Raw genomic sequence first — 18,602 nt, forward strand, 5'->3', positions numbered from 1 at the left:
CAGCGTCGGTGACCGATGCGACCGAATCCACCAACCGGCGTTCAGCCACCGAGATAGGCCATCTCCGCACGCTCAGGCACAAGTCCCGATTTCAGGCCGCGTTCCTCGCTGTAACGGTCGGTTCGTGCTCTCCAGTGCTGACGGAGCACTGCGCAGAGAGCCTCAGGGTCGTTGCATGGCTCGAGCCACGGCCGAAGGTTGAGACCCGTCGAGGCAAAGAGGCAGGTGAACAGCTGGCCATCAGCGGTGATCCGGGCCCGATTGCAATCAGAGCAAAACGGCTCGCTCACAGAGGCGATCATCGCCACCACGCCGGCTCCATCTCGGTAACGCCACCGCCGGGCCGTACCCCCCACTGGCCGACCCAGGGGCTCCAGGGGCCAAACCGTTTGCAGTTGACGGAGCATCTCCGCCGCCGGCATGACCTGATCGCCGCTCCAGCCGTTCCGATGCCCCACATCCATGAACTCGATCAGGCGTAGTTCCAGCCCCTGGTCACGGGCAAAGGCCGCCAAGGGCAGCAGCTGATCCTCATTGCGACCCCGTTGGATCACGCTGTTGAGCTTGAGTGCACCCAAACGAGGGTCAAAGCCAGCCTCACGAGCCACCACAATCGCCTCCCTCACCGCAGCAAGAGCACGGGCACCCGCCTCGCCCACCTCCGGCAATCCAGCCATGGCGGCCACCACGGCGGCATCGAGGCCATCGAGGCTGAGGGTGATCCGATCCAGACCAGCTCGCCGAAGACGCTCAGCCCTGGCTTGATCCAGGAGCAAGCCATTGCTGGTGAGAGCCACCTCCTCCAGTTGCGACAGTGGATCGCCTGGCTGTTGTCGCCGCAGGCGAATCGCCTCAAGCAAGGGCTCCAGCTGGTCACTGAGCAAGGGTTCACCACCGGTGAGGCGCAGGGAGCGAACACCAAGGCGACAGCAGGCCTCGATCAGCGCCAGGCGCTGCGACTGACTCAGCAACCCGCTCACCTCCCTGTGGTCGGGCTGGCAATAGGAACAGGCGAGATTGCAACGGGCCGTCAACGACAGACGCAACACCTGAAGAGGGCGCTGCCTGCGGTCCGTCACCAACTCAGAACTCACCATCAGTCAACGCTGCCAGATCAGCGGAATGGTTGGCATTGAGCAGCAGCTCTGGAGGCAGAAAAAAGGATCGGTGGGGAATCTGGTGCAACCAATCGTGCCAGCGATGGCAGCCGCGACCTAACTGCCGCTCGAGGGCAGCGTGGGAGCAAGCCATACCGGGATAAATCCCAAGCAGGGGCTGCTGCCGTTCGCCGTCATGCGCCACCAAGGCCGCGTGCTCCTGTTCCCGCCAGGCGGCCAACAGCGTGTCCAGCGCAGGGGAGGTGAGGCAAGGCAAATCGATCGGCAGCACCAACCAGGCCTCATCGCTCCGAGCCGAGAACACAGCGGCGAAAGCCTGCAGAGGCCCGGCAGGCGGCCAAGGCTCAGACAGCACACGCAACTGCGGGGACCGGGAAGCTAAATACTCCTGATGACTGGCATGACCAGAAAGCACCAGCACCGGCAACTCGAGGGCCATCGCCAAGGCCACGGTGTTGTCCAGCCAGGTGCCGCCTCTGGGATGGGGCAGCAGAGCTTTGTCAGAACCCATGCGACGACTGGCGCCACCGGCAAGCACACAGGCACGTAGCAGTCGCGGCACAGCACTGACCCGGAACTTCATCACTTAGCACCACAGCAGAGGGGAGATTCCGTAACAACAGCGACCAAAGAGGTGGCCAGGAAGTGGTGAAATAAAACTGCGGTCAGCATTCGCGCCGCAACGGAAATCCTGGACGCTGCTTTTTGAAGCCGGGGTTTGATCCCTCCTCATTCATCACCCCATGCTTGGCGATCTCTGGTCGTTCCAAGGGAGATATCGAACGCTCCATCTTACTTGGTTCGCCTTTTTTCTCACTTTTGTTGTCTGGTTCAATCTGGCTCCTCTGGCCACCACAGTGAAAGCAGATTTCGGCCTCAGTGTTCCCCAGATCCGAACCCTGGCGATCTGCAACGTGGCACTGACCGTGCCTGCTCGCATCCTGATCGGGATGTTGCTCGACAAATTCGGACCGCGGATCACCTACTCCACTCTGCTGGTGTTTTCGGCCGTTCCCTGCCTGATGTTTGCCGCTGCCCAAGACTTCAATCAGCTGGTCGTCGCTCGCCTGCTGCTTTCCATTGTGGGCGCTGGCTTCGTGATCGGGATCCGCATGGTGGCCGAATGGTTCCCTCCCAAGGAAATCGGTCTAGCGGAGGGGATCTATGGTGGTTGGGGCAACTTTGGCTCCGCCTTTTCCGCCCTCACACTCGTCCTTGTGGCCGGCTGGCTTTCCTTCTCCGGTGGCTTTGAGCTTCCCAATGGCGAAATCCTGAACTGGCGTGGCGCCATTGCACTCACGGGCATCATTTCGGCTGTTTACGGTTTCATCTATTACGCAAGCGTCAGCGACACACCTCCTGGCAAGACCTACCAGAAGCCTGTCAAATCAGCCGGCCTGGAAGTGACCTCGATGAAGGACTTTTGGGGTCTGCTTGGCATGAATGTGCCCTTCGCCGCCATCCTCTCAGTGCTCTGCTGGCGCCTCAAAAAAGTCGGTTTTCTGAATGACGACACCTATCCCCTGGCCTTGCTTGCGGTGCTGATCTGGTTCGCCTTTCAGACCTGGGGAATCATCCGCACCAACCGTGAGCTGATCCTAGGCACCCAAACTTATCCCAAAGAAGATCGCTACGAATTCAAGCAAGTCGCCATCCTCGAACTCACCTACATCGTCAACTTCGGTTCCGAGCTGGCCGTGGTGTCGATGCTGCCTGCATTCTTCGAAAGCACCTTCGATCTGCCCAAGGCCACTGCTGGCATCCTGGCCTCCTGTTTTGCCTTCGTGAACCTCGTCGCCCGTCCAGGCGGCGGTCTGATCTCCGATCGCCTTGGAAGCCGCAAAGGCACGATGGGTTTCCTCACCATCGGCCTGGGCATTGGCTATCTGGTGATGAGTCTGATCAAACCGGGCACCTTCAGCGGCAGTGCCGGCATTGCCATCGCTGTCTTGCTCACCATGGCCTGCTCCTTCTTTGTGCAAGCCGGTGAGGGTGCCACCTTCGCCATGGTGCCACTTGTGAAAAAGCGGGTCACCGGCCAGGTTGCCGGCATGGTTGGGGCTTACGGCAACGTTGGAGCTGTGGCCTATCTGACCATCTTCAGCCTTCTGCCCATCTGGATGGGTGGCGATGCCAAGGATCCCTCACCCGAAATCGTGGCAGCCTCCAACAGTGCCTTCTTCCAGGTGCTGGGGATCGCCGGCCTGATCGTGGGCTTCCTCTGCTTCTTCTTTCTGAAGGAACCGAAGGGATCTTTTGCTGAAGAGCATGCCGATGAGGTCGCGCTGGCAAGGATCTGAATCACCCTTTTCCAGCGCTGATGCTCCCTGCGCCAATCTCCCTCTCTCGCCATGGCCGAGCCGTTAACAAGCCAACACAGCCAGTGTCCCTACTGCGGTGTTGGCTGCGGTCTTGAGCTTCTACCTCCCGGGGAAGCCGGCAAGGCCGTCAAGCGTGATGCCGATGGAACACCGATGTGGAGCTCCCGCGGTGATCGAGACCATCCCTCCAGCCTCGGGCAGGTTTGCATCAAAGGGGCCACGGTCGGGGAGACCCTGGCCCGAGGTCGACTCAATCAACCTCTCTATCGCGCCAGTCTCGACCAGGATTTTCAGCCGATCGACTGGGATCAGGCCCTGGATCTGCTTGAAGGTCGAATTCGTAGCAGCCTCGCTGGCAAGGGGCCCCAGGCGATCGCCATGTATGGCTCAGGCCAGTTCCACACCGAGGACTACTACCTCGCGCAGAAACTGCTGAAGGGGGCCCTGGGCACCAACAACTTTGATGCCAACTCCCGTCTCTGCATGAGTTCAGCGGTAGCCGGCTACAGCCGCAGCCTCGGCTCAGATGGCCCCCCCTGCTGTTACGACGATCTCGACCACTGCTCGGTCGCCGTCCTGATCGGCACCAACACGGCTGAGTGCCATCCAGTGCTGTTTCAGCGTCTGCTCAAGCGCAAGAAACGGGACCCCAAGGGCCTCACGATCGTGGTGGTCGATCCCCGGGCGACTGATACAAGCAGGATCGCCGATTACCATCTGGCGATTGCCCCCGGCACCGATCTTGCCCTGCTGCATGGTCTTGCCCGACTGATCGTTCAGGACAACGGCTTCGACAGCGACTTCATTGATGAAGCCACCGAAGGCTTCGCCGCCTACGCGAAGACCATCAGGGCCTGGACTCCCGCCAAGGTGGCCGCACTCTGCGGCATCAGCGAGAAGGAACTGCGACAGGTCGCCAGGCTCTGGAGTCGCAGTCAGGGGGTGCTCAGCCTTTGGTCGATGGGTGTCAACCAACGGCGGGAGGGCACCGCCGTTGTGAGCGGCATCATCAACCTGCACCTGCTCACCGGGCAGATCGGCAAGCCAGGGGCCGGACCCTTCTCGCTCACTGGCCAACCGAACGCGATGGGGGGGCGAGAGGCCGGCGGCCTGGCCCATCTGCTTCCGGGATATCGCCTGGTGAGCAATTCCGAACACAGAACCGAACTGGAGCGGGCCTGGGGTCTTCCGGAGGGCTCGATCCACCCGACCCCGGGCCTGACCGCCTGGCAGCAGGTGGAGGCGATGGAACGGGGCGAGCTGGATCTCTGGTGGGTAGCTGCCACCAATCCCCTGGTGAGCATGCCCAACCTGAAGCGGGTGAAGGCAGCCATGCAGCGCTGCCCCCTCGTGGTGGTGAGTGAGGCCTACGCCGACACGGAGACCTCCCACTACGCCCACTTACTCCTGCCCGCAGCGCAGTGGAGTGAGAAGGCTGGAGCGATGACCAATTCAGAGCGACGCGTGACCTTTTGCCCCGCCTTCCGGCCCCGCCACGGTGCGAGCCGTCCCGACTGGGAGGTGTTTGCCGAGCTGGGGCGACGCCTGGGATTCATCGAGCAGTTCAGCTACGCCTCCTCTGCGGAGGTGTATGCGGAATTCACCGCGCTCACCGCAGGCCGGGTGTGCGACATGTCGGGGCTCAGCCATCAACTCCTGGCGCAGCATGGGCCGCAGCAGTGGCCCTTCGAAGCCGGACGCTTACCGAGCAACAGCTCCCGACGGCTCTACAGCGACCATCGCTTCCCCACCAGCAGTGGACGGGCCCGGTTTCACGCCGAAGATCCCCTTGGCCTGGCCGAACCCCCCTGCGAGATGTACCCGCTGGTGCTCAGCGTGGGCCGCTACCTCGGTCAGTGGCACACCATGACGCGCACCGGCAAGGTGGAGCGCTTGCGGGCGATGCATCCGGAACCGCGCCTGGAAATCCATCCGGAAGACGCAGCCCGCTTCCGCCTGGAAGCCGATGACCTGGCGGCGATCAGTTCACGGCGGGGCACCCTCACCGCCCGCGTCACGATCACAGAGCAGATTCGCAGGGGGTCGGTGTTTCTGCCGATGCACTGGGGATTCAGTCAGGACCATGCCTGTGAAGCCAACGCTCTGATGCATGAGCTGGCCTGCCCAATCTCCAAACAACCGGAACTGAAGGCGACTGCCGTCGTGGTGGCCCCTGCCGTGTCGGTGGTCCAACCGATCGAACAGAACAGCCAACGTCTGGAGCCATTGCGACGCTGGCTCAGGCCAGCACTTCGCTGAAGGCTGCCTCCAGGTTGTGATGATCGTGGCCGGGCCGGGCCAGCTTGCAAAGCGCGAAGCGCTCCAGTTCACTCAGCCCAGCCCAACGGTCGAGCACGAGGGGAATCCGCCTCCGCTGGGCAGCCTCCAACAACAGGTCCGGCAGCTGGTCAGGGCATTGCCAGGGCTCAGCAATGGCGACAGGCAGGTCGGTCACCATGCCGTCGGCCATCGCAGCGGTGCAGAGGCGCAAATGATCCCGAAACAGGTCAAGAGCCTTGGGATCATCGGCCCAATCCACCAGCTCCTGACGTTGCTGCTGACTGAGGCCAAGCCAGTGGTTGAGCTTCAGCTTCACACCGCTCAAATCGAGTTTGCGCCGAACACACAGAGGAATGCAGCGCCAGTTGCCGATGAAATCCTGCTCAAAGGCAAAGCAATGGCGGGCCTGATCGATAACGCGTTCCGACATTGGTATCAACAACAACCCTGCTTTCTTCTTTAGCCGAAAACGGTGTATCTGATCACCAACTGGGCCGGCGGCCGCCTGCAAGCTCTGTGCGATCGTCGCACAAGTGATCATGCGTCTCGCTCTCTGTCTTGGCATGCTGATGGGCGTCACTCATGGCTGGCTGGTCTCGGAGGGTCACGCCTCCGACTGGTTCACCATCAATCCGGAAAGAACCATGACATTTCCGGGGCTGAATCGGTCATTCGGTAGCGAATCATTCAGTGCTTTTCCATAGTGGGATCTTCATCCCTTGCACTGCCTCCATGGCAACCAGCAACGTTTCGGCAACGAGCACCCGCAGCCCGATCAGCATCGCCGCCGGTTTCATCGGTGCCTTCATCGTCGGCTCCCTGGCCGTTCAGATGGTACTCAGCCAGATCGCGATCCATCCTGTGAATGCCGAGGGATCCAGGTCGACGGCCGTGAAACCCGTGATTCCTTCCCAGGCCAGCCTTTGGTCGGTGCTCGGCGAGCGCTGAATCCAAAGCGTTGGACCCAGACGCAGACAAGCCGATGGCTGATGGTCTCACCCACCTCTCCGGCCAAGGAGAGGTGCACATGGTCGATGTGGGCGATCGAGCCGTCAGCCGAAGGGAGGCTGTCGCAGAAGGGTGCCTGCGCATGAAGTCCAGCACCCTGCAGCGGGTCATCCAGGGAAACACTCCCAAGGGTGATCTGCTGGCCGTGGCCAGAGTCGCCGCGATCCAGGCCGCCAAACGCACCGCCGAGCTGATTCCCCTCTGCCATCCCCTGCCCCTGAGCGGCATCGAGGTTGCGATCAAGCCTGACCAAGAGCTGCCTGGGCTACGCCTGCGGGTGTGTTGCCGAACCACTGGGCAGACCGGTGTGGAAATGGAGGCACTCACCGCCGTCTCGATCGGGCTTATCACTCTCTACGACATGCTCAAGTCTGTGGACCCCGGCATGACCATCGAGTCGATTGGTCTGATCGAAAAGCATGGCGGGCGCCATGGCAGCTGGCACCGCGAGGCTGAACCTGTCGCATCGGCAGGCCATGACGGCTGAACCTTACGGCCGCGAAGGGCTGCCGCTGGAGCAGGCGCGCGAGCAGATCCTCGAAGCGTTGCAACCCCTTGGCCGCACCGAAGTTCTACCCCTGATGCAGGCCCTCGGTCGCACCACCGCCAGCCCGGTGCAGGCGCTGGCCGCAGTGCCGGGGTTTCGCGCCTCGATCATGGACGGTTACGCGATCGCCGGTGCGGAACAACCGGAGCCAGGTGCCCGCTGGCGTCTGGTGGGGACTTCGGCAGCCGGTGCGCCCTATGGCGCCAAGCTTGCAGCTGGTGAGGCAGTGCGCATCCTCACAGGTGCGGTGGTGCCGGAAGGGAGCAAACGCGTGCTGCCCCAGGAGCTGGTGGCTGCCGCGGGTGATCAGATGGAGTTACTGAAACCCTGCGGGACCAACCCCTGGATCCGGCCGCCGGAGGAGGAAGCCGCTCCTGACCAGATCCTGGTGCCATCGGGCTGGCGCCTGGGGGTGGCCGACCTCGGGCGATTGGCCAGTTGCGGGGTGCAGACGCTTCAGCTGACGAATCGCGCACGCATTGGTCTTCTCATCAGCGGCGATGAGCTGGTGCCACCTGGGCAGGAGCGGGGAGCAGGGCAGATCTGGGAGAGCAATTCCACACTGCTGTCCGCTCTGCTCCAGCGCCTTGGCTACCCGGTGACCAAACAGCTGGTAGTGGCTGACGCGCCGGAACCACTGCGCGAAGCCCTGCTGGAACTGGCAGCGACCTGTGATGTGGTGGTGAGCACCGGTGGCGTGTCGGCGGGAGACAGCGACTGGATCCGGCCCCTCGTGGACGAGCTGGGGGAGGTGGCCTTCTGGAAGCTGTTCCTCAAACCCGGACGCCCCTTTGCCTGGGGGCAGGTGGCGGGGGTGCCTTTCTTCGGACTGCCGGGCAATCCGGTGGCGGCAGCGATCACGGCGCTGCAACTGCTGTGGCCGGCGCTGCAACGCCTGGAAGGAGCTGAGGTTGAGCTGCTGCCACGGCTGAAGGTAAGGCTGGAGGCACCCCTGCGCCGTGGTTCCGGCCGGCCGGAGCTGGCGCGGGCTCGACTGAGGGTGGCGGCTGATGGCACCTTGCAAGCCAGGGTGGAGGGGTCCCAAGCCTCCTCACGGATCGGTTCACTGACAGGGGCAGATCTGCTCCTGGAAATTCCGGCTGAACCAGGAGCCCTCGAAGCGGGCACAGAGCTATGGGCTCAGCTGCTGCGTCTACCACTGCTGTGAGCTCAGAGCGGTGTATTCCCCGTGATCCAGTTGCTGCTGCCGTCGACGTGCCATTCCCTTTTCCAGAACGGAGCGTCATGCTTCAGCGCCTCCAGTACCTCCTGACAGCACCGCTGGGCAGGGCCGCGGCGGTCGGCACCGATCGCCACGAGCACAATCGGCTCGCCTGGGAGCACGCGCCCGACGCGGTGCTGAATCAGGCAGCTGCGTGCTTGATGGCGCCTGCCACAGGCTTGAGCCAGTTGCTCGAGAGAGCGCTCGGTCATGCCGGGGTAATGCTCCAGCTCCAGAGCCTCCAGATCACTGCCATCAGCGGCTTCTCCTCGCACGCGGCCAATGAATAGGGCCTCGGCAGCGCTACCGGAATGACCTTGATCGTGGAGCTGTCGGTGCCATTGCTCGAGGCAGCTGAATGGGTAAAAAGGTTGATCACGCAGTGCGATCCTGAGGTGCATGGGTCCAGCGTCAGCGATCTGAGTCAGTCGGAACACTCGGATCACCCCCCGGTGAAAGGAGGCAGGAAGGCCAGCTCATCACCGGCATGCACCCGTTGCTGAGGCTCCACCAGATTTTGGTTGATCGCAACCCGAAGGCTGGCACTCCAGGGACCGAGATTCAGCCGATTCCACACATCAAGGGCCGAGAGGCAAGAATCTGCCGGCAGCGGCAACTCCCTTGCAGACCAACCGGCCCGATCCTGCAGCAGCGCGAAGAGCCGCACCTGCACGGTTTCGGAAGCCACTTGCTCAGAACCTCCTTGCGACACCTTGTCCACCACGACGACTGTGCAGGTTTTAGCGTCAACGCCTGCAAAGCATGTTGCACTGACTCTTTCGATTGCCCTGCTGACGGTTTCCGATACCCGCACCCTGGCGGAGGATCGTGCTGGTGATGCCCTGCAGAGGCGGCTGGAGGCTGCTGGTCATTGCCTTGCGGAGCGCCGGATCTGCCCCGACGATCGCTACAAGATCCGTGCCTGCGTCAGCGCCTGGATCGCCGATGACACTGTGCAGGTGGTCATCACCAGCGGCGGCACCGGACTGACGGGGAGAGACGGCACCCCGGAAGCGATTGAGCCGCTGCTCGACAAATGCATCGACGGTTTCGGCGAACTGTTCCGGGTGCTCTCGTTTGAAACGATCGGCACAAGCAGCCTTCAGAGTCGCTGCCTGGCGGGCGTGGCCAATGGATCGATCGTGTTTGTTCTTCCTGGCTCCCTCGATGCAGTCGAAACCGCCTGGGATCGCTTGATCCAGGCTCAACTCGATGCAACGACCCAACCCTGCAATCTCGTGCAGCTCATCCCCCGGTTGCGAGAGGCAGCTGACCGTCAGGCGCCGAAGCAGCTCAAAAGGGAATCGGCATCGTGACCGCCGCCGGCTGAGGCGCACAAGCCTCGATCTGCTCTGCCACCACATCACCCACCACCACAATCGAAGGCGAAGCCAACGCCTCATCGCGAGTCCGGTCGGCCACCGTGGCCAGCGTGGCCTTGAGACAGCGCTGGCCGGAGACCGTGCCCTGCTGGATGACGGCGACGGGCGTCTCTGCAGGTCGACCACCCTGAATCAGCTCAGCGGCGATACGAGGCAGGTTATGGAGGCCCATGTAGATCACCAGCCCATCGCTCGCCAGCGCAAGCGCCTGCCAATTGACACTGGGTCGGACTTTGTCGATCTCCTCATGACCGGTGACGAACGTCACCGACGATCCTGCTCGCCGGTGAGTGACGGGAATGCCGGCGTAGGCCGGTGCGGCAATCCCTGATGTGATGCCTGGCACCACCTGCACGGAAACCCCATGGCTGACGAGATGGGCCGCTTCCTCACCGCCTCGGCCAAACAGGAAGGGGTCGCCCCCTTTGAGACGCACCACACAGCGATGCCGCTGGGCCAACTCCACGAGCACCGCATTGGTGCTGGGCTGAGGCACGGAGTGATGCCCTCGGCGCTTGCCGACGAAATAGCGCTCAGAACCCTCGGGGACGAGGTCAAGCACCTCCCGCGGCACCAGAGAGTCATAGACGACCGCATCACAGCCCTGGAGCAGCCGATGCGCTTTCACCGTGAGCAGGTCGGGATCCCCCGGACCGGCACCGACGAGATACACAGTTCCCACCGTTGCGTCTCCCACATTGGATTCGTGCGCAGTTGCAATGGTCACGGCAGGGCAGCAAGGAGATCGATCAGACCAGAGCGCACCAGAGGAACCTCCAGCAGAGCAGGCGATCCTCCAGCCTGCCGCAGGGCCTCCGCCATCCGGTTCGGCGCAAGCGCCAGTGGCCGAGGCTGATACCCCGGATGTTCGGTCTCAAAAACCTCCCACTGATCCGCCGGCACCAACGGACAACCCAGTTGAGTTGCCAGAAGGTTCAAGTAGCGATCGGCAGGCCCCGGTCGCACGGGGTGATGCACCACAGCCTGAGATGCCGCAGCCAGATCATCCGCAGATGTCAGCCAGCGACCCAGCAAGTCACGCCAGTGGGGCCAGGCACCGAGGAAGGGCAGCAGAGTGGTGGATGTCCCGGTCTCGCGTAGACGCTGACGAATCTGTGGCAGATCGGAACGCACATGACTGCCGGGCAGAAGTAGTAAGGGAACAAGCCACTGGTGCTCGGGGTTGGATCCCGGAACCATCACCCCGGCCGGGACTGGTTCAGCCGCTGTCAGCGCCTCCAGCAGAACTGGCGCCTGGCGACGCCTCGCCACAACATCGGCCAACTCGAGCCAACACGATGGAATCACGCCGCCACTGCGGCCATGGACCACCAAGCGAAGTGCAGAGAGCTGGCAGGAACCGGATTTCCGTAACAACCGCCACGGATCAAAACGAGCAAGCGCTGATGAAGTCAGATTGAACTGATCGAGAGCCATCGCATCATGACCAGACAACGCCCACGGCCGAGCGTCAAATCCCACCGCAGGCGGCACGAACGGATGCCAACCAAGAGTCGGTCGGAGCTCGATCGTGACCTGGCGGCGATGGCAAGAGTCTGGTGGATGATCCGGCAGGGCGCCGTGCGAATGCTGGGTGAAATCGGTCGTCAATACTGACCAGGACTCCCATGGATCAAGATGCTGCCATGCAGCCAGAAGGCGTCGCACTCACTTGTAGCGAAACAGACAAAATCGCGGGCTCGCATCCCTTAGCCGTTTGGTTCCAACCGCTACCGATGGATCCCCGGGCCAACCGCTAAACAACTCCTGCAGCGCGCCTTTCGTTCTGAAGTGCTGCACCGACGCTCCGGATTGGAGCGACCGCACTTCACAACACAATCATGCACGCAAGCTCACCTTCCAGGCCATACCTGGAAGGCAAAAAGCTCAACAAAATTGAGCAGAACAAAGCCGCCAAGGATGGCCTCCTGGTGGGATCAGAACTTGAGCACTTCGCCAGGATCGGTTGGGAAGAGGTTGATGAAACCGATCTTCAACTGCGCCTGAAGTGGTATGGCATGTTCTGGCGACCGAAAACGCCGGGGCTGTTCATGTTGCGCCTGCGCATCCCCAATGGCGTGCTCACAAGCGCGCAGCTGCGGGTGGTCGCCTCGATCGTGGAGCGCTACGGCGACCATGGCAGTTGCGACATCACCACCCGGCAGAACCTGCAACTGCGCGGTGTTGTGTTGTGTGACCTGCCGGACATTCTCAAGCGCCTCAAGCTTGCCGGCCTGAGCACAATCCAATCAGGGTTTGACAATCCCCGCAACGTCACTGGCAATCCCCTTGCCGGCATCGATCCCCACGAAATCGTCGACACCCGCCCCTACACCCAAGCTCTCAACGATTTCCTCACCAACAACGCCGAAGGCAACAGCGACTATTCCAACCTGCCGCGCAAATGGAACACGGCTGTCGCCGGCTCGAAGGATCACTTCCTACTTCACAACGACATCGTGTTTCATCCGGTCGAGCACAATGGCGAGCTCGGGTTCGGTGTGTGGATCGGTGGCATTCTCTCCTCCCAGATGAATGCCTATGCGCTGCCGCTCAATGCCTGGGTGAAGCCTGATCAACTCTGCGCCATCACCGATGCCGTGATCAGCATCTGGCGCGACAACGGTGAACGCGACAAGCGACCAAAAGGACGGTTCCGCCTCTATCTCGATCAGGTGGGGCTGGAGCCGTTCCGGGCCATGGTGGAGGAGCGCTTCGGGCCACTCACCCCCGATCCGGGCTCAACCTTTGACGCCGAACCCCGTTCCCATTACGGCATCCATCCGCAGAAACAACACGGCCTCCATTTCGCCGGCCTCCACATTCCGGTCGGACGACTCACGGCGGAGGACCTGCACGATCTGGCGAACGCCAGCCTCGAGCATGGCTGCGGAGAAGTTCGCTTCACCGAAGATCAGAACGTGATCCTTCCAGGGATCCCGACCGATCGCCTCAGCGCCCTGGAAGCGGATCCGCTGCTGGAACGCTTCCCCCTCGCTCCCGGAAGTGTCGCCGCTGGGACCGTGTCCTGCACCGGCAGCACCTATTGCGGTTTTGCCCTCACCAACACCAAGGATCAGGCCCTGCAAGCTGCCCGAGCTCTGGATGCCGAGCTGGAGCTCCCCGAAGAGCTGAAGATCCACTGGACCGGTTGCCCGAACAGCTGCGGCCAGGCCTACATGGGGGCGATCGGTCTCACCGGCACCAAGGCCAAGAACGCCGACGGCGCAATGGGTGAGGGCTACACCCTCACCCTGGGGGGATCCCAGGGTGCTGACCCACAGATCGGCTCCGTTGCCGAAAAAGCCATTCCCGCCGAGCAGATCCAGTCGGTTCTGCGCCAGGTGCTGATCGAGCGCTTCGGCGCCCGGCCCCGTCACTGACCCACTCCGGCGCGGGAGCGTGGCGCTGACCTTCTGAAGCCATGGCCCCTCACAACTTGATTCCAACAACCTCCTGCCAACGATTGCGATGCGCCCCTCCAACGATCTCTTCTCCCGACTGATCAACTGGTTCAGCCATTGCGGTGCGGATCAAGCACCGATTTCACGCCCCCAAGAGCAACAGGATCTGTTCTCCAGGTTGATGAACCGCATCAGCGGTTGAAAGTCGATCCAAATCCGTTCCGTTCTCTCCTCCACCCACCCTTGCCTGCCCCGATTCCATGAGTGCCTCCGCCTCCCAGATGGACTACGTCCTGCCCAATGAGCTGGTCGACGGCATGATCGCCGCTGGCGGCAAGAAAGCCACCGTCAGCGTGAAAAATCTGCTGCTGCGTGGTTTTTATTCCGGCGCCATCCTTGGACTCGCCGTGATCCTCGCCCTCACCGTGGCGATTCAGAGCAAACTGCCCTTCCTCGGCTCCGTTCTCTTCCCTTTCGGGTTCGCCAGCATCGTGCTCTTTGGCATGGAACTGGTCACCGGTAATTTCGCCCTGCTGCCCATGGCCACCTGGGCAGGGAAAAGCTCCTGGAGTGCCACATTCCGCAACTGGAGCTGGGTGTGGATCGGCAACTTCATCGGCACCCTGCTGGTGGCCGTGATCATGGCCATCAGCCTCACCAGCGGTGGCACGGTGGATCCTTCAGCCGATGGTGGCGTGTGGCAGAAAGTAGCCCAGAAGATCATCAGCCTCAACATCGCCAATGTCGAGAAAAAATACGAAGCGCTGGGAAGTCTTGGCTTTTTCCTGGCCATCCTGCGCGGCATGGTGGCGAACTGGCTGGTGTGCCTGGGCGTCACCATGGCCCTGGTGAGCAAGAGTGTTCCCGGCAAACTGCTGGCCTGCTGGCTGCCGATCACGGCGTTCCAAACCATGGGCATGGAACACATCGTGGTGAACCAGTTTCTGCACACGGCAGGGCCGATCCTGGGCTCCGGCGTTCCCTTCTACAAGGTGATTTTCTGGAACTTCCTGCCCGTCACGATCGGCAACATCATCGGTGGCATGGTGTTCATCGGCATGCTCTTCTACAGCACCCATCGCACCAAGATCGAAAACGTGCTGCCCCAAGAGCATGATGAGAAACTGGAGCGTGAACTGGCTGCCGAGCTCGGCGCCCGCTGAATCTACGCGTTGTGTCTGTGATCGATGAGGCCGCTCTCTGGGAGCGGCTCTCGCAATCCCGCCGGAATCCACTCGATCCATCCTGGCTGGGGGAGACCTACTCCCCCAGCCTTTCTGCTGAACTGCGGGCAGCCATCAGCGAACAACTCGGGCTCATGGCAGGCCGCGGCTGGCCCGTGATCGCCACCCTGATCGAACGCTTTGGCCCTAGCCCGGATCTGGTACATGCCGCCGGCCTCTGCCATCAGGAGCCGGCTCGCGACTGGTTGCTGACTCAACTGCGGCAGAACGAGGCCGCAAGCCACCATGCCGATCCCGCCCTGCTCGATGCCCTGCAGTGCTGGGGTGCCGCCTTGACGCTGAGCGAACTCACCCCAATCCTGCAGGCACCATCCCAGTCCATGCGCCTCACGGGGCTGCGATTGCTCCGCTTCAAGGCCCATCAACTGGATGCACCAACGCTGCTGAGCCTCTGTGCCCCTTGCCTGGAGGATTGGCGTGATCCGGTCACGGTTGCGGCGATTCGCCTGCTGCAACGCCGCGATGACCCCAGCATCAGTGAGGCCCTGGCCCAGATCGGCAGGCACGGATCGGAAGCCAGTGCCCAGGCTGCCCTGAAAGCCCTGGGCTGCATCGCCACACCCCACAGCCGAGCCTTGCTGCAGGCGCTTGCCGATGAGCTTCCGCCAGGGGAAAGACAGCGCCAGGCAATGCGCCAGCTTGAGCAGCAGTTGGACATGTGAACACTGGCCAACAAAAAAGCCCGGCATGATGCCGGGCTTGACCATGTTCCGCCTGTTCACCCAAGCACTGCTGGTCAGCACCACTGCTGGTCAGTGGCAACTCACCATTTCTTGTAAGGAAGAAACTTGCCACACATGGTGATCTTTACCCGATCGCCCTTGGGATCCTCCACCTTGTCGACATCCAGGGTAAAGTCAATCGCGCTCATGATGCCATCACCAAATTTCTCCTGAATCACATCCTTCAGGGGCATGCCATACACCTGCATGATTTCATAAAACCGATAAATCAAGGGATCCGTCGGGATCACTGGATCCAGGCTTCCCTTGGTGGGAAACTCCTGAATGGCGGCCGTGATGGCCGGATCGAGATCCAGCAGGGAGGCCAGCTTTTCAGCCTCCTGTGCCGATGCGGTGGCCTGGCCATAAAACAGTGAAGCGATCCAGACCTCGTCAAGCCCCATCGCTGCTTCCAGGTCTGCAAAGCTCATGCCTTTGGCTTTTTTTGCAGCCATCAACGTGGCGGTAATGGTGGCCTGCGAAGGAGCCGCCAATGTGGGGGTCAATGTGGAAGCCGTCATGCTGAAACGTGAGGGTGTGCACTGCCTCAAAATCAGCATCTCGCGAGAGATGTCTCAGCAGTGAAGTCACCCTCTCGCGCCACGCCTGGCCCGACTGAAGCATCGGCTACCAAACATCAAGATCGCGTTGATGATTCCGCAGTCGATGCGACGGAATCATCACCAGCAGACCCTCAAACTGAATTCGATGTAGGACGTTCTGCTTCACCATGATGTCCAGAATCCGAAACGCACTCAAAGCGTGGCAACAGGGCCGTCCCTCCGCCCCATCACCCTCAGCGCCGCGCCCTTTCCCCAACCTGATCATGGAGCGGCTGTACTACGCCGAAGGTCGCCACCACCCCGACCATCCCCTGCATGGGCAACAAACCGGCCTGGCCCATTGGTAACCATTGCTACCTCCAAGGGGTGAAGCGATGAAGAACGATCGGCTCCATTCGATTCACTTTCCCCTTGCCTGAACTGGCGTCTCCACCCACCGACCCCCGCAGCCGTTTCAAAGCATTGCTGCGCAAAGTGGGCAGCGGCGAACACACCAGCCGGGGGCTGAGTCGAGCGGAGGCGGCCGAAGCTCTGGAACTGATGCTCACCGGCGGTGCCAGCGACACCCAGATCGGTGCCTTCCTGATCGCCCATCGCATTCGTCGCCCGGAGCCCCAGGAACTGGCAGGCATGGTGGATGTCTACCGAGATCGGGGGCCAAGCCTGCGGAGTGGCGCTGGCCAGCGCCGCCCCCTGTGTGTCGGCATGCCCTACGACGGACGCACCCGCACGGCCCCCCTCTATCCCCTCACGGCTCTGGTGCTGCTCGCAGCCGGCCAACCGGTGCTGCTTCAGGGAGGTGCGCGCATGCCGGTGAAATACGGCGTCACCGCCGTGGAGCTGTTCGGATCCCTTGGCCTTGCCCTGGAAGGGCTCGACCTATCAACGCTGGAGAGCGGTTTCCAGACCCATGGCCTCGCCCTGATCCATCAACCCGATCACTTTCCCCTCGCCGACAACCTGATCCGCCATCGCGATGACCTGGGAAAACGCCCACCGGTGGCCAGCGCTGAACTGCTCTGGACCGCCCATCGCGGCGACCATCTGCTGGTGAGCGGATTCGTGCATCCCCCCACCGAAAGCCGCGCCTGGGAAACCCTGCGCCTGCTGCAGGAAAAGGATGTGATCACGGTGAAGGGGCTGGAGGGCAGCACCGACCTGCCGATCGGCCGGGCCTGCATCACGGCCCGGATGGCAAACGGCATGAGCGCTGAGCGATTGATCCTCCACCCGCGTGACCACGGCTGTTTCGGGCCGGATCCGGAATGGCAGACCCTGGACATCTGGACCCTGCAGGCCCGAGAAGCGCTTCAGGGCCAGGGCCCCCTGGCGGCTTCCCTCCGCTGGAATGCCGGCACCTACCTCTGGCTCGCCGGCATCAGCGCCAGCCTCGAAGCCGGCCTCGAGCAGGCGACAGCGTGTCTGCAGAACGGTGAAGCCGACGCCAAGCTCCAGGAGCTGATCGCCTGGCGCGCTGCGGTATGAGGGGGGAATCTCCCTGGCGTTCCCGCCTTGCGACGGTTTCACGTACCCACCCTGTTCAGCGCCTTTCTGACGCTGCTCAATGATCGGCTGGGCGAAAGCATCGTCTTTCCCTTGCTGCCTTTTTTGCTGGCGGGGTTTAATGCCGATGGCCGCACCCTCGGCCTGCTCGCCGGCAGTTATGCCCTGGCCCAGTTCACGGTCACACCCCTGATCGGCGCGCTCAGCGACCGCTACGGGCGCAGGCCAGTGATCGCCACCTGCGTGAGCGGCTCTGTGCTGGGACTCGGATTGTTTGCCGTCACGGTGAGCCTGGATTGGCCGGCCGGGTCCGGCCTGCCCCTGGTCCTGCTGTTTGGAGCCAGGCTGATCGACGGTGTCAGTGGGGGCACCGCAGCCACAGCCGGCGCCGTTCTGGCGGATGTGACGCCGCCGGAACGGCGCGCCCAGGCCTTCGGCCTGATCGGCGTCGCCTTCGGTCTGGGCTTCATCATCGGCCCCTTCCTGGGGGGACAGCTGGCGCGACTGACCGTAACCCTGCCGGTGTGGGTCGCCACGGGGTTCGCCCTGCTCAACCTGGTGGTCGTGCTGCTACTGCTGCCAGAAACCCACCCCCAAGACGCCCGCCGGCAGATGCCGCGCAAACGGGACCTCAATCCCTTCGCACAAATCGCCCGCGTCATGGGCAACCCGGCGGTGGGTCGACTCTGCCTGGGTTTCTTTCTCTTTTTCCTGGCCTTCAACGGTTTCACCGCCATCCTGGTGCTCTATTTCAAGCAGCGGTTCAACTGGGGGCCGGAACTCGCCACCACGGCTTTCCTGATCGTGGGCGTGGTCGCCACCCTGGTGCAGGGCGGTTTGATCGGTCCCCTGGTGAAACGCTTCGGAGAGTGGCGCCTCACCCTGATCGGCCTGGGACTGGTGATCGCCGGTTGCCTGCTCATCCCCGCCACCGATCCGGAGCGGGCCCGCCTGGGGGTGTTCAGCGCCGTCGCCATCCTGGCCACCGGCACTGGCCTGGTCACCCCCAGCCTGCGCAGCCTCGTGTCCCGTCGTCTCGATGGCGAAGGGCAGGGTGCCGCCCTCGGCAGCCTGCAGGCACTGCAGAGTCTGGGCAGTTTTCTCGGACCACCGCTGGCCGGCCTCAGCTACGACCTGATTGGCGCCTCAAGCCCCTTTGTGGGCGGGGGCCTGCTACTCGCTCTGGTGATCCTGCTGGTGACGGCGGGAGGCTCGCCCGAAGCCGGACATCCAGAACACCGTCGGGCCGGACTGTGATTGCTACGTTGCGCGGGCATCAGCCCACCAG

22 protein-coding genes are annotated in these 18,602 nt (G+C 62.5%); 14 read left to right on the forward strand and 8 right to left on the reverse strand.

The features are described 5' to 3' along the window. Window positions 1-41: 41 nt before the first annotated feature. Window positions 42-1,097: a GTP 3',8-cyclase MoaA gene (locus SynWH8101_RS13670; RefSeq protein WP_130130223.1), complete on the reverse strand. Its 1,056-nt coding sequence runs from the start codon at window positions 1,095-1,097 to the stop codon at window positions 42-44. Next, the gene (locus tag SynWH8101_RS13675) at window positions 1,084-1,701 is read right to left on the reverse strand and encodes a molybdenum cofactor guanylyltransferase (RefSeq protein ID WP_254427986.1); all 618 of its coding nucleotides are present in this window, start codon (window positions 1,699-1,701) and stop codon (window positions 1,084-1,086) included. The genes SynWH8101_RS13670 and SynWH8101_RS13675 overlap by 14 nt, the downstream gene beginning before the upstream one ends. 160 nt (window positions 1,702-1,861) lie before the next feature. On the opposite strand from SynWH8101_RS13675, the gene SynWH8101_RS13680 reads away from it, so the two are divergent. Continuing rightward, the gene (locus SynWH8101_RS13680; RefSeq protein ID WP_130130224.1) at window positions 1,862-3,418 is read left to right on the forward strand and encodes an MFS transporter; all 1,557 of its coding nucleotides are present in this window, start codon (window positions 1,862-1,864) and stop codon (window positions 3,416-3,418) included. 51 nt (window positions 3,419-3,469) lie between these two features. Continuing rightward, window positions 3,470-5,698 (forward strand): molybdopterin oxidoreductase family protein, encoded by a 2,229-nt coding sequence (locus tag SynWH8101_RS13685; RefSeq protein WP_130130225.1) that lies wholly within the window; start codon window positions 3,470-3,472, stop codon window positions 5,696-5,698. Here the strand turns inward: SynWH8101_RS13685 and SynWH8101_RS13690 are convergent. Further along, window positions 5,679-6,149 carry a nitrate reductase associated protein gene (locus SynWH8101_RS13690; protein WP_130130226.1) on the reverse strand — a complete coding sequence of 157 codons (471 nt, stop codon included), beginning with the start codon at window positions 6,147-6,149 and terminating at the stop codon, window positions 5,679-5,681. The two genes, SynWH8101_RS13685 and SynWH8101_RS13690, sit on opposite strands and share 20 nt — an antisense overlap. 302 nt (window positions 6,150-6,451) lie before the next feature. Here SynWH8101_RS13690 and SynWH8101_RS13695 point away from each other — a divergent pair, with 302 nt between their 5' ends. Genes SynWH8101_RS13695 through SynWH8101_RS13705 form a run of 3 tightly spaced genes read left to right on the forward strand, consistent with a single transcriptional unit; the run spans window position 6,452 to window position 8,442 of the window. After that, a complete protein-coding gene (locus tag SynWH8101_RS13695; RefSeq protein ID WP_130130227.1) occupies window positions 6,452-6,667 on the forward strand; it encodes a hypothetical protein in 216 nt (71 codons plus the stop codon). A 34-nt stretch (window positions 6,668-6,701) separates the two neighbouring features. Next, a complete protein-coding gene (moaC, locus tag SynWH8101_RS13700) occupies window positions 6,702-7,214 on the forward strand; it encodes a cyclic pyranopterin monophosphate synthase MoaC (RefSeq protein ID WP_130130558.1) in 513 nt (170 codons plus the stop codon). Beyond that, entirely contained in the window at window positions 7,204-8,442 is a 1,239-nt protein-coding gene (locus SynWH8101_RS13705) for a molybdopterin molybdotransferase MoeA (RefSeq protein WP_130130228.1), read from the forward strand. Before moaC ends, SynWH8101_RS13705 begins: the two co-directional genes overlap by 11 nt. A 2-nt stretch (window positions 8,443-8,444) precedes the next feature. Here the strand turns inward: SynWH8101_RS13705 and SynWH8101_RS13710 are convergent, their stop codons facing one another. Together SynWH8101_RS13710 and SynWH8101_RS13715 are read right to left on the reverse strand one after the other, a co-directional pair. Continuing rightward, a complete protein-coding gene (locus SynWH8101_RS13710) occupies window positions 8,445-8,897 on the reverse strand; it encodes a molybdenum cofactor biosynthesis protein MoaE (RefSeq protein WP_130130229.1) in 453 nt (150 codons plus the stop codon). Between the two features lie 41 nt (window positions 8,898-8,938). Next, window positions 8,939-9,184, reverse strand: coding sequence for a MoaD/ThiS family protein (locus tag SynWH8101_RS13715; RefSeq protein ID WP_254427987.1), 246 nt, complete (start codon window positions 9,182-9,184; stop codon window positions 8,939-8,941). 82 nt (window positions 9,185-9,266) lie between these two features. Here SynWH8101_RS13715 and moaB point away from each other — a divergent pair, with 82 nt between their 5' ends. Further along, complete coding sequence (moaB, locus tag SynWH8101_RS13720) at window positions 9,267-9,812, forward strand: molybdenum cofactor biosynthesis protein B (RefSeq protein WP_130130561.1); 546 nt, start codon at window positions 9,267-9,269, stop codon at window positions 9,810-9,812. Here moaB and cobA read toward each other — a convergent pair. Both cobA and SynWH8101_RS13730 read right to left on the reverse strand, forming a co-directional pair. Beyond that, window positions 9,790-10,605: a uroporphyrinogen-III C-methyltransferase gene (gene cobA / locus SynWH8101_RS13725; protein WP_254427988.1), complete on the reverse strand. Its 816-nt coding sequence runs from the start codon at window positions 10,603-10,605 to the stop codon at window positions 9,790-9,792. The genes moaB and cobA overlap by 23 nt on opposite strands. Next, entirely contained in the window at window positions 10,602-11,210 is a 609-nt protein-coding gene (locus SynWH8101_RS13730; protein ID WP_370587035.1) for a CbiX/SirB N-terminal domain-containing protein, read from the reverse strand. Before SynWH8101_RS13730 ends, cobA begins: the two co-directional genes overlap by 4 nt. Before the next feature lie 111 nt (window positions 11,211-11,321). Between SynWH8101_RS13730 and SynWH8101_RS14235 the strand changes: the two genes are divergently transcribed. From SynWH8101_RS14235 to SynWH8101_RS13750, 5 genes are all read left to right on the forward strand, one after another. Continuing rightward, on the forward strand, window positions 11,322-11,495 hold the full coding sequence (locus SynWH8101_RS14235; protein ID WP_165380884.1) for a hypothetical protein: 174 nt from the start codon (window positions 11,322-11,324) through the stop codon (window positions 11,493-11,495). A 224-nt stretch (window positions 11,496-11,719) separates the two neighbouring features. Then, window positions 11,720-13,261, forward strand: a complete 1,542-nt coding sequence (locus SynWH8101_RS13735; protein ID WP_130130230.1) for a ferredoxin--nitrite reductase — start codon at window positions 11,720-11,722, stop codon at window positions 13,259-13,261. 88 nt (window positions 13,262-13,349) lie between these two features. Further along, complete coding sequence (locus tag SynWH8101_RS13740; RefSeq protein WP_130130231.1) at window positions 13,350-13,484, forward strand: ferredoxin--nitrite reductase; 135 nt, start codon at window positions 13,350-13,352, stop codon at window positions 13,482-13,484. Between the two features lie 79 nt (window positions 13,485-13,563). Then, window positions 13,564-14,445: a formate/nitrite transporter family protein gene (locus SynWH8101_RS13745; RefSeq protein WP_130130563.1), complete on the forward strand. Its 882-nt coding sequence runs from the start codon at window positions 13,564-13,566 to the stop codon at window positions 14,443-14,445. An 11-nt stretch (window positions 14,446-14,456) separates the two neighbouring features. After that, window positions 14,457-15,188, forward strand: coding sequence for a HEAT repeat domain-containing protein (locus SynWH8101_RS13750; protein ID WP_130130232.1), 732 nt, complete (start codon window positions 14,457-14,459; stop codon window positions 15,186-15,188). Window positions 15,189-15,289: 101 nt separating this feature from the next. On the opposite strand, the gene cynS is transcribed toward SynWH8101_RS13750, so the two are convergent. Further along, window positions 15,290-15,742: a cyanase gene (cynS, locus tag SynWH8101_RS13755; RefSeq protein ID WP_130130564.1), complete on the reverse strand. Its 453-nt coding sequence runs from the start codon at window positions 15,740-15,742 to the stop codon at window positions 15,290-15,292. Between the two features lie 239 nt (window positions 15,743-15,981). On the opposite strand from cynS, the gene SynWH8101_RS14245 reads away from it, so the two are divergent. The 3 genes from SynWH8101_RS14245 to SynWH8101_RS13765 all read left to right on the forward strand — a co-directional run bounded on the left by SynWH8101_RS14245 (window position 15,982) and on the right by SynWH8101_RS13765 (window position 18,571). Further along, entirely contained in the window at window positions 15,982-16,158 is a 177-nt protein-coding gene (locus SynWH8101_RS14245; protein WP_165380886.1) for a hypothetical protein, read from the forward strand. Between the two features lie 73 nt (window positions 16,159-16,231). Continuing rightward, complete coding sequence (locus tag SynWH8101_RS13760; RefSeq protein ID WP_130130565.1) at window positions 16,232-17,296, forward strand: anthranilate phosphoribosyltransferase family protein; 1,065 nt, start codon at window positions 16,232-16,234, stop codon at window positions 17,294-17,296. Between the two features lie 27 nt (window positions 17,297-17,323). Continuing rightward, window positions 17,324-18,571, forward strand: coding sequence for an MFS transporter (locus tag SynWH8101_RS13765; RefSeq protein WP_130130233.1), 1,248 nt, complete (start codon window positions 17,324-17,326; stop codon window positions 18,569-18,571). The last annotated feature ends 31 nt before the right edge of the window (window positions 18,572-18,602 follow it).

The sequence above is a fragment of the Synechococcus sp. WH 8101 genome, assembly GCF_004209775.1.
In the GTDB taxonomy this organism is placed as follows: domain Bacteria; phylum Cyanobacteriota; class Cyanobacteriia; order PCC-6307; family Cyanobiaceae; genus Synechococcus_C.